12 protein-coding genes and 3 tRNA genes are annotated in these 13,393 nt (G+C 65.0%); 1 reads left to right on the top strand and 14 read right to left on the bottom strand.

From position 1 onward, the window contains the following. The 11 genes from AC6CIE_RS26920 to AC6CIE_RS26870 form a co-directional block, all read right to left on the bottom strand. Nucleotides 1-288, bottom strand: a 288-nt coding sequence (locus AC6CIE_RS26920) for a GTP-binding protein (protein WP_233256742.1), incomplete at its 3' end; no start/stop codon positions are given. A 55-nt stretch (nucleotides 289-343) separates the two neighbouring features. Then, nucleotides 344-418: transfer RNA gene (locus tag AC6CIE_RS26915), tRNA-Thr, on the bottom strand. 12 nt (nucleotides 419-430) lie between these two features. Then, a tRNA-Gly gene (locus AC6CIE_RS26910) sits at nucleotides 431-504 on the bottom strand. 146 nt (nucleotides 505-650) lie between these two features. Further along, a tRNA-Tyr gene (locus AC6CIE_RS26905) sits at nucleotides 651-737 on the bottom strand. 113 nt (nucleotides 738-850) lie between these two features. Beyond that, nucleotides 851-2,014 carry an iron-containing alcohol dehydrogenase gene (locus AC6CIE_RS26900; RefSeq protein WP_498094796.1) on the bottom strand — a complete coding sequence of 388 codons (1,164 nt, stop codon included), beginning with the start codon at nucleotides 2,012-2,014 and terminating at the stop codon, nucleotides 851-853. A 24-nt stretch (nucleotides 2,015-2,038) separates the two neighbouring features. Then, nucleotides 2,039-3,445 carry an aldehyde dehydrogenase family protein gene (locus tag AC6CIE_RS26895; RefSeq protein ID WP_498094794.1) on the bottom strand — a complete coding sequence of 469 codons (1,407 nt, stop codon included), beginning with the start codon at nucleotides 3,443-3,445 and terminating at the stop codon, nucleotides 2,039-2,041. A gap of 25 nt (nucleotides 3,446-3,470) precedes the next feature. Beyond that, nucleotides 3,471-4,856, bottom strand: coding sequence for a glutamine synthetase family protein (locus AC6CIE_RS26890; RefSeq protein ID WP_498094792.1), 1,386 nt, complete (start codon nucleotides 4,854-4,856; stop codon nucleotides 3,471-3,473). A gap of 172 nt (nucleotides 4,857-5,028) precedes the next feature. Next, nucleotides 5,029-6,030 carry a Bug family tripartite tricarboxylate transporter substrate binding protein gene (locus AC6CIE_RS26885; RefSeq protein ID WP_498094790.1) on the bottom strand — a complete coding sequence of 334 codons (1,002 nt, stop codon included), beginning with the start codon at nucleotides 6,028-6,030 and terminating at the stop codon, nucleotides 5,029-5,031. Between the two features lie 155 nt (nucleotides 6,031-6,185). Then, nucleotides 6,186-7,790, bottom strand: a complete 1,605-nt coding sequence (locus tag AC6CIE_RS26880) for a rhodanese-like domain-containing protein (RefSeq protein ID WP_498094802.1) — start codon at nucleotides 7,788-7,790, stop codon at nucleotides 6,186-6,188. Beyond that, nucleotides 7,790-8,983 (bottom strand): cystathionine beta-lyase, encoded by a 1,194-nt coding sequence (gene metC, locus AC6CIE_RS26875; RefSeq protein ID WP_286896517.1) that lies wholly within the window; start codon nucleotides 8,981-8,983, stop codon nucleotides 7,790-7,792. Before metC ends, AC6CIE_RS26880 begins: the two co-directional genes overlap by 1 nt. 2 nt (nucleotides 8,984-8,985) lie before the next feature. Then, nucleotides 8,986-9,573: a cysteine dioxygenase family protein gene (locus AC6CIE_RS26870; RefSeq protein WP_239215833.1), complete on the bottom strand. Its 588-nt coding sequence runs from the start codon at nucleotides 9,571-9,573 to the stop codon at nucleotides 8,986-8,988. A gap of 139 nt (nucleotides 9,574-9,712) precedes the next feature. Between AC6CIE_RS26870 and AC6CIE_RS26865 the strand changes: the two genes are divergently transcribed. After that, nucleotides 9,713-10,588 carry a LysR substrate-binding domain-containing protein gene (locus AC6CIE_RS26865; protein ID WP_175124805.1) on the top strand — a complete coding sequence of 292 codons (876 nt, stop codon included), beginning with the start codon at nucleotides 9,713-9,715 and terminating at the stop codon, nucleotides 10,586-10,588. Between the two features lie 17 nt (nucleotides 10,589-10,605). On the opposite strand, the gene AC6CIE_RS26860 is transcribed toward AC6CIE_RS26865, so the two are convergent. The 3 genes from AC6CIE_RS26860 to AC6CIE_RS26850 are packed head-to-tail and all read right to left on the bottom strand — an operon-like array spanning nucleotide 10,606 to nucleotide 13,387. Further along, nucleotides 10,606-11,610: an asparaginase gene (locus AC6CIE_RS26860; protein WP_279971480.1), complete on the bottom strand. Its 1,005-nt coding sequence runs from the start codon at nucleotides 11,608-11,610 to the stop codon at nucleotides 10,606-10,608. Next, nucleotides 11,603-12,520 carry a ParB/RepB/Spo0J family partition protein gene (locus AC6CIE_RS26855; RefSeq protein WP_062839279.1) on the bottom strand — a complete coding sequence of 306 codons (918 nt, stop codon included), beginning with the start codon at nucleotides 12,518-12,520 and terminating at the stop codon, nucleotides 11,603-11,605. Before AC6CIE_RS26855 ends, AC6CIE_RS26860 begins: the two co-directional genes overlap by 8 nt. Before the next feature lie 45 nt (nucleotides 12,521-12,565). Next, nucleotides 12,566-13,387 (bottom strand): GNAT family N-acetyltransferase, encoded by an 822-nt coding sequence (locus tag AC6CIE_RS26850; RefSeq protein ID WP_279971478.1) that lies wholly within the window; start codon nucleotides 13,385-13,387, stop codon nucleotides 12,566-12,568. Nucleotides 13,388-13,393: the final 6 nt, after the last annotated feature.

Here is a 13,393-nt window from a genome sequence, read left to right as displayed (position 1 = left end):
AGCGCCCGTGATCATGTTCTTGACGTAGTCAGCGTGGCCCGGGCAGTCAACGTGCGCGTAGTGACGCGTTTCCGTTTCGTACTCGACGTGAGCCGTGTTGATCGTGATGCCGCGGGCCTTTTCTTCAGGAGCTGCATCGATCTGGTCGTAGCCCTTGGCTTCGCCGCCGAACTTGGTCGACAGAACGGTCGTGATTGCCGCCGTCAACGTCGTTTTGCCGTGGTCAACGTGACCAATCGTACCCACGTTCACGTGCGGCTTGGTACGTTCAAACTTGCCTTTTGCCATGGCTGACTCCTGACCTGGATTGCGCTTCTGACTGAAGAAAAGAATTTGGAATTTGTGGTGCCCATGGCGCGGATCGAACGCGCGACCTCTCCCTTACCAAGGGAGTGCTCTACCACTGAGCCACATGGGCATTTAAAAATCTTGGAGCGGGTGAAGGGAATCGAACCCTCGTCGTAAGCTTGGAAGGCTTCTGCTCTACCATTGAGCTACACCCGCGGCAAACCCTTTCACCTTCTCGCTTCCCAACCCTTCGAAACGTAGGCCCTTAAAACTTTGCCGCCTTCTTTGCGAAGGCCGCCCAGTTTTTCGGGCCTTACATTGCAAATCCAGGCAAACCGCGCCTGGATTTAGGTATGGGTCTCTGGTGGAGGAGGTTGGATTCGAACCAACGTAGGCGCAAGGCCAACAGATTTACAGTCTGCCCCCTTTAACCACTCGGGCACCCCTCCAGCGGAGAACTTGAGATTATGAACACTTTCAAATCCGCTGTCAAACCATTCGGACGAAAAATTCAAAATTTCAGTTCCACCTCCGCCGCGTTTCCGCGCAGAGGGGGCGAAGCTTACAGGTTTCCGCGAATTGCTGCACGGAAAAGCTGAGAATATTTTTCTGCGGAGAAATTTACCGGGTTGGTTCCGGCGGACGGATCCTGGCTCGCCATGTGCCCTACCCGCTCGGCCTGGGCATCGTCCAAGCCGATTTCCGCCAGCGTGTGGGGGATGCCGACTGCCTGGCGCAGCCCCAGCACCCACTCAAGCACCGCCCCGGGTCCCTGCTGCGGCAGGCCGAGGTAGCGAGCGAGCGATTCGAGACGCGGCGCGACCGCATGCTCGTTGGCTTTCAAGACATAAGGCATGAGGATGGCGTTGAGCATCCCGTGGTGTGCGTCATACAGCGCGCCAAGCGGATGTGCGAGCGCGTGCATCGCGCCCAGGCCGCGCTGAAACGCGGTGGCGCCCATACATGAGGCGGTAAGCATCTGCTGACGCGCCTGCAGGTCGGCGCCATCGGCGACAGCCTGCGGCAGATACTCCTTGATGAGGCGCATGCCTTCGAGTGCGATGCCGGCCGCCATGGGATGAAAGACCGGCGAACAATAGGCCTCGAGATTGTGCGATAGCGCATCCATGCCCGTGGCAGCCGTGATTTTCGGCGGCAGGCCGACCGTGAGTTCGGCGTCCAGGATCACGATGGACGGCAGCATGCGGGCGTGGAAGATGATGCGCTTTACTTGCGCGGCCTCATCGGTGATGACGGAGGCGCGCCCGACTTCGGAGCCCGTGCCCGCGGTGGTGGGCACGGCCACGACGGGCGCCATGGCAGCGGCATTGACGCGCAGGTAGTTGTCGCCGATATCTTCGAAGTCCCATAGCGGCCGGTCCTGCCCGGCCATCAATGCAATGGCCTTTGCCGCATCAAGCGCGGAGCCGCCGCCGAATGCGATCACACCATCATGTTGCCCTCGCCTGAACGCAGCCACGCCGTCATCGACGTTGCGACCGGTCGGATTGCCCTTGATGTCGTGGAACACCGCGCAATTCAGCCCCGCATCGCAGCATGCGCTTACCGCGTCGCGAACCATGGGCAACGCAGCGAGCCCCGGATCCGTCACGAGCAATGGGCGTGTCATGCCAAGCTCGCGGCAATAGCCCGCAAGCTCCTTGATGCGCCCGGGGCCTGCCTTGATGTTGGTGGGATAGTTCCAGTTGACGGCGGGGACGGTCATGATGCGAATCCTGATGGCGCGGCGTCAGAGGCTGCGCAGATGAAAAGACTTGGGCTGCGTGAGCTGTTCGTATCCGACGGCCGACAAGGACACGCCCCGTCCCGATTGTTTGACGCCCGTCCACGCCAGCGCCGGATCGAGGTAGTCGCAGCGGTTCATGAAGAACGTGCCGGTGCGCAGCTGCCTGCCGATACGCAACGCGGCGGCTTCGTCCTGCGTATAGGCCGCGGCGGTCAATCCATACGGACTGTCGTTCATCAGCGCAATGGCTTGATCGTCGCTGTCGACCGGCATGATGCCAACTACCGGACCAAAGCATTCGTCGGTCATGATGCGCATCCGGTGGTCAACCTGAGTCAGTAAAGCGGGCGCCACATAACACGAGCTTTTGCTCATAGATGAGCCTTCACTCGCATTTTTGAAATGCGAGCGATCAATCAGATTTACCGCACCTGAACTGACCGCCTGTTCGATGACGTCGAGAATCTCTGCCGCCGCGCGGGCACGCACAACGGGGCCAAGCGTCGTGTCCGGCTGCAACGGATTGCCCAGCACGTAGCGGTGCGTCAAGGCAACGGCGCGCTCGACAAACGCGTCATGTACGCCGCGCGCCACGTAAATGCGCTGGATGCCGCAACAGGACTGGCCGGCATTGAAGAAAGCGCCGTCGACCAACGACTCTGCCGCCGCGTCAAGGTCGGCGTCTTCTCGCACATAGGCCGGATCGTTTCCGCCCAGCTCCAGCCCGACGCCGATGAAGCGGCCCGCCGCACTTTCCTCGACGACGCGCCCTCCCCGCACCGAGCCGGTAAAGGACACATGGCCGATCTCGGGAGCGCGGATCAGCCGCTGGGTGATGTCGTGGCTGGCATGCAGGTACTGAAAGACGCCTCTCGGCGCCCCCGCGTCTCGAAACGCGCGATCGAGGAGTTCCGCGCACAGCGGCGTCTGGTCCGAATGCTTGAGGATGACGGTGTTGCCCGCCATCAACGCGGGCACGATGCTGTTCACCGCGGTCAGCAAGGGATAGTTCCACGGCGCGATGGTGAGCGCCACGCCGATGGGCTCGCGGCTGATGAAACGTGTGAAGCCGGCTTGCGCGGGCGCGGCGATGGGCGCGAGCGCTGTTTCCGCGATGCCGATCATGTGACGCGCCCGGGCCGCAAAGCCGTCCACCTCGCCGGGCGTGTGGCGCAACGGGCGGCCCATCTGGATGGTGATGGCGCGCGCAATCTCATCCTTGGCCGCCACGAAATGCGCCACGGCGGCCTCGACGATGCGCCCCCGCGCCGCAATGCCGAGCGCGTGCCATTCCGGCTGCGCGCCCTGTGCGTTGGCCAGCGCCTGCGCGATCTGCGCATCGCTGGCATATGCGCGGCGGACGACCTCGCGTCCGTCTATCGGGCTGATGGTGATCAGTTCGTCGGTCATGGCGGCCCTGGTGGCGATGAACAGTTCAGATGATTTCGAAGTAGCGCGCCAACTCCCAATCGGTCACATGGCGCCGGAACTGCCGCTCTTCCCATTCGCGCGTCGCGGCATAGTGCTCGACGAACGCATCGCCGAACAGCAGGCGCGCCGCTTCAGATGCGCGGAGACGCTGCGCGGCCTCCCACAAGGTGGTGGGCAGATGCAGATGCGCCGGAAACTCCTGCGTGTAGGCGTTGCCCTGCACCATGGGCTCGGGCGTCAGTCCCTCCTCGATGCCGTGCAACCCGGACGCCAGCGCCGCGGCCAGGGCCAGATAGGGATTGGCGTCGGCCGAGCCGATGCGCACTTCGACGCGCTGCGATTTGTCGCTGCCCGGAATGAGCCGCAGCGCCGTCGTCCTGTTTTCCATGCCCCAGGTGGCGTCCAGCGGGGCCCAGTAGCCGGGCACCAGGCGCGAATAGCTGTTGATGGTCTGCGCGTACAACGCGGTGAACTCGGGCAGATAGTGCTGCACACCCGCCATGAAGGCGGCCTGGGTGCTGCTGACGCCATGCGGCTGCGACTCGTCGAAGAAGGCCGATCGATCCGAGTCGTGGTGGCGCAGCGACAGATGGATGTGGCCGCTCTGTCCGGGATGCTCGTGCGACCACTTCGCCATGAAGGTGGCCATCAGGCCGTTCTGCTGCGCGAGCGCCTTGGTGAAGGTCTTGAACAGAAATGCCTTGTCGGCCGCGGCCGCCGCCCGGTCCACGGCAAGCGCCGCTTCCAGCACGCCCGGGCCGGTTTCGGTGTGCAGGCCTTCGATGGGCATGTCCATGCGTTCGCACAGGTCGAGCAGCTTGCGGTAGAAGTCTCCCTCGACCGTGCTGCGCAGCACCGAGTATCCGAAATTGCCCGGCGTCCAATTCTCCATGTTGCGGTAGTGCTTGGCGCGGACCGAGTGCGGCGTCTCGCGGAACATGAAGAACTCGTACTCCAGTGCGGCGTAGACGTCGTATCCCATGTTCGCCGCGCGATCGATCACGCGGTGCAGCAGACGGCGCGGACAGATGGCGGCGGCATCGCCTTCGAATTCGGCCAGGAACAGCAGCATGTCCTCGCCGCCGGGGCCTTGCTCCAAGGGAAGCCGGCGCGCGCTCTGCGGCACGATCCGCATTTTTGCATCGGGGTATGCCGTGTGCCAGCCGGTGTAGCGGGTGTTGTCGTAGAGCTGGTCGTCGAGGTCCCATCCAAGGACCACGTCGCAAAACGCGAGGCCGGATCGCAAGGCGCCCAGAAACTTGTCGCGCCGCAGGTACTTGCCCAGCATGACGCCGTCAACGTCGGACAGGCCCACCTTGATATGCGAGAGCGGGCTGGATTGGACCAGCCGCTCTGCGTCTTCCAGCGTTGCTACCCCTAGTGCGTGCATGCTTGTTCACCTTGTGGCTGAAGCGTTGCGCGGGACTGCACGTTTTTCCAGTCTAGTCACGATGCCACATGTTGGCAAACGTGCCCTGCCCTGTAATTGAACGGCATCCCCGCTGGCTCGCCCTGCACACACACGCCGCTCCCCGTGGTTTCCCTAGGGTGCGCAAACGCGTTCAGTCCAGCGACACGCCCGCCGTCTTCACCATTTCGGCCCAGTACGCGGTGTCCTGCTGCAGCCGGCTCTTGAAGGCGTCCGGCGCGCTGCCGACGGGTTGGCTTCCGCCGCTGTTGATCTTGGCAATCACGGCGGGCGACTTCATGGCGCGGTCCACGGCCCGCGCCAGGTACGCAACGCGCTCGGGCGGCGTGCCGGCGGGTGCGAAGAGGCCGTACCAGTCGTCGGCGGTGATGCCTTCAAGTCCGGCCTGCTTCAACGTGGGTGCGCGCTTGAACACGCCGACGCCGTCGCCATGGCTCATGGCGAGGATCTGCAGTTTTCCGGCGGCCACCATGGGCTCGGCCGATGCAGGTGACGTGATCAGCATGTCGACGGTACCGCCCAGCAGATCCGTCACGGCGGGCGCGGCGCCGCGGTACGGCACATGCACCAGCTTCACGTCGGCCTTCTTGGACACCAGCGCGCCCATCAGGTGGCTCATCGTGCCGTTGCCGGGCGTGGCATACGTGATGACGCCCGGCTGCTTGCGCGCCGCTGCCAGATAGGCGTCCAGCGTCTTGTACGGCCCGTCCGCGCGCGACACGAGCACGAGCGGCGCCGAGGTGATCTGCGAGATCGGCACGAAGTCCTTGAGCGGATCGAAGCCCACATTCTTGTACAAGCGTGGATTGACGGCCATGACGCTGGTCTGCGACATCACGAGGGTGTAGCCGTCGGGCTTGGCGCGCGAGACCTGCGCGGTGCCGACGTTGCCGCCCGCCCCCGACCGGTTCTCGACCACCACGCTCTGGCCCGTGATGGCGCCCAGTTCCTGCGCGATCAGACGCGCGACGCCGTCGTTGCCGCCGCCGGGAGGAAACGGCGAGACCACGGTGATGGCCTGCTTCGGATAGTCCGCCAACGGCGCTGGCGCCTGCGCGTGCGCCGTGACGCCCCACAACAGGCCGGCCATCGCGGCGGCGGCGGTCTTGCAAGCGTGCAATGCGTGTTGCTTCATCTGGATTTCCCCTTGAGTTGGCGGCCGGATACTCGGCCGTCCTTTGCATTCCGGTTCGCCATGAACCGTCCGCACCCCGCCGGCAAAGGCCGCCGGGGCGTACTGATCAGGTTGAAGCGTGGGTATCGCCGCGCGTGTCAGCGCGGCGGCGGGCGTCAGCCGGCCGGAGCCCCGGGGAACCGGTAGGTGGCACGTTCCCGCTCGTCGATCTGTTTGACGAGGTTGGTTTCCCAGGCCAGGTACTGGCGCGCCGCCGCTTTGTTGCCGTCGTGGCGGTCATGCACGAAAAAGAGGTAGTCGATGCAGTCGCTGTCGGGTGGGTCGGCGGGCGTGGATTCCAGCGCAATCCCTTGCGCGGTCCAGCTTTCGGGCGTGCCCGTGTTCGCCTTGACGTCTGAAACGCCCAATGCGCGAAGATCGTTTGCCGCCCAGGCCGCCAGTGCGGCGTCCTCGGCCAGCAGGATGACCGGACGTGCGGGATCCAGGGTCAGCCGGTCCAGACGCGGCCGGATCGACCAGCGCGCGCCGGCGACGTGGCGCGCCCGATACCGCATGCTGGGGCGGATATCGATCGCCTGCGCGCCGTGAGACAGCGCGTCCGCAAGCTGCGCATCGGACAACACGGTGATCGGCGGCACCAGCGCCGCGGCCACGTCGTTCCGCAGCGACGCGCTGCTTCCTTCGTCAAGCGTGCAGGCGTCCCAGCCCATCTGCCGCAACCAGCTCGCGACAACAGGGGCGCGCACGCCTTCCGCGTCGAACACGACGATGCGTGCGCCGCGCACGGCGATGTACTGGTCCGTCGCCTGGATAAGCTGGCCGCCCGGTGCGTGCTGCGCGCCCGGCAGCGAGCCTTGCGCGAATTCCTCGGCGCTGCGCACATCGCACAGGAACGTCGTGCGCGCGGAATCGCCTAGCCAGGCCTGTACCTGCGCCGCGTTTGCCGACGGCACGCCATGGCGCCGGGCGAGCTGCGCGGAGCGCTGCGCCAGCGCCGGAACGTCGTCCTTCGGAACGTCGTCGGCATAGCGGCGGCGCGCGCCGTGTTCGAGCTGCAGATCTTCGAGGTACCAGCCTTGCGTGCCGTTTTCGAGCGCGTAGACGGGATTGGGAACGCCAAGATTGATCAGCGTCTGTGCGCCGATAATGCTGCGGGTGCGGCCGGCGCAGTTGATCACGATGGTGGTGTCCGGCCGCGTCGCGAGCGTATGAGCGCGCAGCGCCAGTTCGCCGTTGGGGCAGCAGATGCCGCCCGGGATGCTCATCTTCTGGTATTCCGCAAACGGACGGCCGTCCAGCACGATCAGGTCGTCGCCGCGGCTTTGACGTTCGGCCAGTTCGCGGGCGCCGATGCGGGGGGTGTGGAAAACCTCTTCGGCCAGTTCGCCGAAGGTCTTGCTGGGCACGTTGACGCCCGCGAATGCCGCGTAGCCATCACGCTGCCACTGCGCCAGCCCGCCCGCCAATCGGTGCACGTTTGTGTAGCCCAACGCGGCCAGTGCGCGCGCAGCACGCGCCGCAGTGTCGTCATCGCCGCCGTTGTCGTAGACGACAACGCGCACGCCACGACGCGGCGCAAGACGCACGATGTCGATTTCGAGCCTGCTGTACGGCACCGGCGCGGCGTAGAAGAGATGGGACTCGCCATACTGGCCATGTTCGCGCACGTCCAGCAGCGCGATCTCGCCGCCATCGTGCAGCCACTGCTTGAGCGTATGCGAATCGACGCTGGCGGATTGTTGGTCGTGAGAGGACTGCATCATGAGATTCGGAGGGAGCGAAGGGGTTGGGTCAGCGCGGCAAGACCGCGTTCCAGGTCGGCGACGAGGTCGTCAGGATCTTCCAGGCCGATATGCAGGCGCAGCATGGGACCGCTGGCCTGATAGCCGGGAAGCGATCGCGAGTTCTGCAGAAAGACCGGAATCACCAGGCTTTCGAAGCCGCCCCACGATGCGCCGATGCCAAAGAGCTGCAGGCTGTCGATAAGCCTTTCGGCATCGGCCTCGGTGTAGGCGTCCGACAGTTCGATCGTCAGGAGGCCATTGGCGCCATTGCAATCGCGCCGCCAGATAGCGTGGGAGGGATCGCCCGGCAAGGCGGGATTCAAGACGCGCGAGACTTCGGGCCGCGCCTGCAACCACTGCGAGATCTGCAGCGCGCTGCGGGCGTGCTGCGCCATGCGCAACGGCAGCGTGCGCATGCCGCGCAGCACCAGGTAAGCGTCGTCGGCCCCAACCGTCTGGCCGAAGTCGATCGTTGCGCGTTCCAGTGCACGCCAGGCACGATCGTTGGTGATGACCGCGCCCATCATCACGTCGGCATGGCCGCCGAGGTATTTGGTGGCGGCCAGGATCGAAATGTCGGCGCCCAATGCGAGCGGTTTTTGCAGCAAACCGGACGCCCACGTGTTATCCACAGCCAGCCAGCAGCCGTGTTTTTTTGCAGTTGTGGATAACTCGGTGAGGTCCGGCATCTCGTACGTCAGGGACCCGGGCGACTCGGCGTAGATCATGCGGGTATTGGGCCGGATCAGCGGCTCGATGCCCTGGCCGTCGGGGCGGTAGTACGTGAATTCGATGCCCAGGCGCGTCAGGTGTTCGGCGCAGAACCGCCGCACCGGCTCGTACACGGCATCAGTCAGCAGCACGTGATCGCCCGCGCGAAGATAGGCGAGCAGCACAGTGGCGATCGCGGCCTGCCCCGTGGGGTACAGCTTGGCGCGATAGCCCTCTTCCAGTTCGATCAGCGCGTCTTCCAATGCGTGCGTGCTGTCGGTGCCGCGCGCGCCGTAGGATGGCAGGCGCTCCTGTTCGCGGCGCGCCCGCGTATCGCGCCACGCCTGCACACTGTCAAAGACATATGTGCTGGCGCGCGTGACCGGGGTATTGACCCAGCCTTGATGAGGACGTCCCGCGCGCAGCAGGCGCGTTGCGGACCGGAAGGGTTTGCTCATGATCAGCGCCGCGTCTGCACGCCGATGGGCATGATCTTGCAGGTGCCGGTCTCCAGGTCGAAGCCCAGGCGTTGGTCCAAAGTTTCCAGCGCGCGCCCGTACATGTGCAGGTGGCGGATGACGCTGTCGCCCTGGATCTCCACGGCGTGGATGTCGTCGGGCATCAAGGCGATGCCGCTGCCGGGGCCGACGACGACGGTGTCGACCTTTTCCAGCTTGCCGACGCCGGGTTGCGAGCCGTCGTCGATGCGGTCGTACACGTAGTTGTATTCCACGCCCTCGACCGCGGCGATACACGCCCAGGTGGTGTGGTTGTGCGGCACGATCTTCTTGCCGGGGCGCATCACGTTCAGATAGAGCGCGTAGCTCTTGTCGGCGTCCTCGGCGATGAGGTAACGGGCCTGGCGTTCGTCGCCTTCAGGCGGCGGATAGCGATCGGCGCCCCACCAGGCGGTGTTGCCGGCCAGGGCAACCAGCTCGTCCAGGACAGATTGCAGGCTGTCGCGGTTCAGGCCCTTATTTCCTACAGTTTTTTTAATATTTTCGACCGCGCTATCGATGCCGGCCTGTTGAGGATGTGCAGTGCTCACGTCGACATTCCCTCTTGTTTCATGAGTTATTGCACTCACTGTATCGCCGGGTTCACGCGTCAACAATTTAAATTGCTTGAACATTCCATTAGGGCTGCTAATGTGTCGGGTTATCCCTGAACCCGTTTTCAACGCCCTGATGCGGAACCTTGACCTTGACCTGCTACGCACGCTGACGGCAATCGCCCAGCATGAAACATTCTCGGAAGCCGCCAACCGGCTGCACAAGACGCAGTCGGCCATCACGCAGCAGATGCAGCGGCTCGAGTCCATGATCGGCCTGCCCCTATTTGAAAAGCAGGGCCGCAACAAGGTGCTGTCTTCCCACGGCCGGCGGCTGGTCGAATACGCGCGGCACATGCTGGCCATCAATGACGAGGCGTTGCGGGCGTTGCAGGCCGGGCCGTTGGAAGGCGATCTGCGATTGGGTGCACCGCTGGACGTGGCGGACACGATCCTGCCGACGCTCCTGACGCACATCGCACGCGTCGCGCCCCGCGTGAAACTGGAGATCCGGGTGGATCGCAGTCCTTTCCTGATGGACGCGCTGCGCGCCGGTGAAATCGATCTGACTATTTCGACGCGCTTTGACCAGGACTTCGAGGGCGTGGCGTTGCGCACGTCGCCGACGGTATGGTTGGCGTCCGCAGATTACGTGCACGATGCCCACTCGCCCGTACCCCTGGTGCTGGCGGACGAGCCCAGCATCTTCCGCCGGCTGGCGCTCAATGCACTGGAGCAGGCGCAGGTGCGTTGGCACACGAACTACGTGGCGCCGAATCTGGTGGGGATCAAGGCGGCGCTACGCGCGGGCCTGGGGGTGACGGCGCGCAGCGTGGAACTGCTGGGGCCGGAGATGCGGGTGCTGGGAGAAAAGGAAGGACTGCCACCGCTGCCGGATGTGACGTACTTCCTGTGGATAAGGCGTGATCTCATCAATCCGCTGACGCGGCAGGTGTACGACATGCTGCGGACCAACCTGGGGCTTGCGCAGCAAGGCGCCGCGACGGCCTAGCCGCCGCGGTCCATGGTTCAGTAACGGTCGAAGATCTGCTGCAGGGCAGCCGGATCGCGCGTGACCGTCAGGGCGAGCATCAGCAGGATGCGCGCCTTCTGGGGGTTCAGGTCGCGCGCCGCGACAAAACCCAAGGCGGCGTCGTCGACTTCGACATCGCGCGCCACGAATCCGCTGCCGGTGCGGCTGGACCGCACGACCGCCACGCCATCGTCCGCCGCGCGGCGCAGGCCTTCGATGGCCAGGTCGGTGGCGTTGCCATCGCCCACGCCCGCCAGCACGATGCCGTCAGCCGCGCTGGCCAGAAAATCGATCAGATCGGCCTGCAGGTTGGCGTACGCGTAGACGATGTCGACACGCGGCCAGCCGGTCTTTTCCAGCAATGCGAGTGAAAACTCGCTTTGCTCGCCGAACGTGGTGGCGTTGCGCGAATAGAAGTTGGGCACGCCGCCGTGCATGACGCCGGCGCGGCCGCGATTGGGCGACGAGAAGGCGCACAGACCCGCGCTGGCGATCTTCTGGATTTCGCGGGCGTAGTGGATGTCTTCGTTCATGACGACGAGCGGCCCGCGGCCGCGCGCGTCGGGGTGACGCGCCAGCGCCACCGCGTTATACAGGTTGGCCGGGCCTTCGGCGCCAAGCGCCGTGGCCGGACGCATCGCGCCGACCAACACGACGGCCTTGTCATGGCGGTTGACCAGGCTGAGGAAATACGCGGTTTCCTCGAGCGTGTCCGTGCCGTGGGTGATGACGATGCCGGCCACCGAGGGGTCCTGGCAAAGCGTATCCACGCGCTGCGCCAGTGTGCGCCAGACGTCGTGCGTCATGTTCTGGCTGCCGACGTTGGCCACTTGTTCGGCGCGGATTTCGGCGATGCCGGCAAGCTGCGGCACCGCACCAAGCAGATCGTTTACGGAAAACGTGCCGGCCTTGTAGCCCGCGGACGTGGCGTCGGCCTGGGCCCCTGCGATCGTGCCGCCCGTTGCGAGCACCGCAATGACGGGCAATGCGCGTTCAGGCATCCACGGCTCCGGAAAGGCCTTGGCGTTCGAGGAGCGAGTTCAGGTGCTCCCAGCCGTGGAAATCGATGACGATCTGCCCCTTTTCCTTGGCGCCCACCTTCAGCGCGACCCGCGTGCCCAGGTGGTCGGACAGTGCTTCTTCGAGACGCGTCAGGTCGCGCGACACGCCGTTGGTTTTCTTCTTGGGCGAGGCCGACGCTTCGGCCTCCTTGGCGGTCTTTGCGACGAGCTTTTCAGCTTCGCGCACCGACAGGCGGCGCGCGATGATGAGGTTGGCAAGCTGGATCTGCGTAGCCGCGTCGACGGCGAGGAGCGCGCGGGCATGGCCCATATCGACGTCGCCGGCCAGCAGCATGGTCTGCACGGGCGCGGCCAGGTTCAATAGACGCAGCAGATTGCTGGTGGCGGAGCGCGACCGGCCGATGGCCTGCGCGGCCTGTTCGTGCGTCAGGCCGAACTCGTCGAGCAGACGGCGCACGCCGTGCGCTTCTTCCAGCGGATTCAGGTCTTCGCGCTGGATGTTTTCGATCAGCGCCATGACGGCCGCGTTTTCGTCGGCGACCTCGCGCACCAGCACCGGCACTTCTTTCAGGCCGGCAAGCTGCGCCGCGCGAAAGCGCCGTTCACCCGCGATGATCTCGTAATGCCCGGGCGCGTCGCCCAGCGCACGCACGAGAATCGGCTGCATGATGCCTTGCGTGCGAATTGATTCGGCCAGCTCGCCCAGGGCCCCCTCGTCCATGCGCGTGCGCGGCTGATACTTGCCGGCGCGCATCTTCGAGATGGGCAGGGTGGACGGCGGACCCTCGGGCTTGGCGACAGCCTTGCCGATGTTGTCGATGGCGGGCGCATCGGCGCCCAGCAAGGCGTCCAGTCCGCGACCCAATCCCTTGGGTTTCTTGGTGGCCATAATTAAATCCTCTTTCCTTCTGTCTTTGTGTCCTGAGCGCCAGGCTCAGGTGTCCGCCTGCTCGGCGGGCAGGCGGTACCAATACGCGTAACAGTCTTTGAATCCGTAGCGGGCGTACAGCGTCCGCGCCGCGGTGTTTTCCGGCTCGACCTGCAGGTAGGCCGTCCTGGCGCCGCCGGCGGCCCCTTCGGCCAGCAAATGCTCCATCAGGACGGCGGCGTAGCCTTTGCGCCGATGTCCAGGATGGGTAACGATGTCGAACAGGCCGAGCAAGTCACCTTCGCGCACGGCCATGCCCGCGACCACCACCTGCCCTGCCGCGTCGGTGGCAAGCACCGGCTGCTTATCCACAGCCAGGCCTTGCAGGCGAGTCTGATGTTCTTCGATGTGCGCGGCTGACGAGCCGCGCAACGCCCCGACCGCCGCTGCGAAGCGCTCGGCATCGACCATGCTGAAATGCAGATCGCTCCTGGCGCTTGCGCGCGGAGCGAGCGGCGTGCTCATGACGCGAGTCTCACCGGTATAGATATAGCCGCGGGCCTCCAGGTCGGCGTCGAGCGAAAAATCGGGGCCGATGGAGGTGATGCGCAGCACCATGGGCAAACCCTGGCGCGCATACAACGATGAACAATACGCCAGCCGCTCATCCAAAGGACGTGTGGATAACCCCAGCACATTGACGCTGCGTACCCGCTTGGCCGGCGATTGGGCGAAACGCACCAGCCAGCCATCATAGATCACCTGCGCGCCGACGGCGGTGGCATTGAGCGCCGCGTCTTCCAGCCGCACGCGCAGCGCATCGCGCACGTCGGCGGGCGGCGTGGAGAGGGCTGTCTGGGGCGGAAAAAAGAGCGCGGCGTCGGACATGGGGGA

Source organism: Achromobacter sp. GQ309 (assembly GCF_059759315.1).
The sequence above is the reverse complement of the archived record's forward strand: the minus strand, read 5'-3'. Positions and strand labels throughout refer to the sequence as shown.

Coding starts and splice junctions, on each gene's coding strand:
- AC6CIE_RS26895 (WP_498094794.1), bottom strand. CDS start 3,445: ATGACCGACGAACTGATCACCATCAGCCCGATAGACGGACGCGAGGTC.
- metC (WP_286896517.1), bottom strand. CDS start 8,983: ATGAGCAAACCCTTCCGGTCCGCAACGCGCCTGCTGCGCGCGGGACGT.
- AC6CIE_RS26890 (WP_498094792.1), bottom strand. CDS start 4,856: ATGCACGCACTAGGGGTAGCAACGCTGGAAGACGCAGAGCGGCTGGTC.
- AC6CIE_RS26860 (WP_279971480.1), bottom strand. CDS start 11,610: ATGCCTGAACGCGCATTGCCCGTCATTGCGGTGCTCGCAACGGGCGGC.
- AC6CIE_RS26865 (WP_175124805.1), top strand. CDS start 9,713: ATGCGGAACCTTGACCTTGACCTGCTACGCACGCTGACGGCAATCGCC.
- AC6CIE_RS26885 (WP_498094790.1), bottom strand. CDS start 6,030: ATGAAGCAACACGCATTGCACGCTTGCAAGACCGCCGCCGCCGCGATG.
- AC6CIE_RS26850 (WP_279971478.1), bottom strand. CDS start 13,387: ATGTCCGACGCCGCGCTCTTTTTTCCGCCCCAGACAGCCCTCTCCACG.
- AC6CIE_RS26880 (WP_498094802.1), bottom strand. CDS start 7,790: ATGCAGTCCTCTCACGACCAACAATCCGCCAGCGTCGATTCGCATACG.
- AC6CIE_RS26900 (WP_498094796.1), bottom strand. CDS start 2,014: ATGACCGTCCCCGCCGTCAACTGGAACTATCCCACCAACATCAAGGCA.
- AC6CIE_RS26855 (WP_062839279.1), bottom strand. CDS start 12,520: ATGGCCACCAAGAAACCCAAGGGATTGGGTCGCGGACTGGACGCCTTG.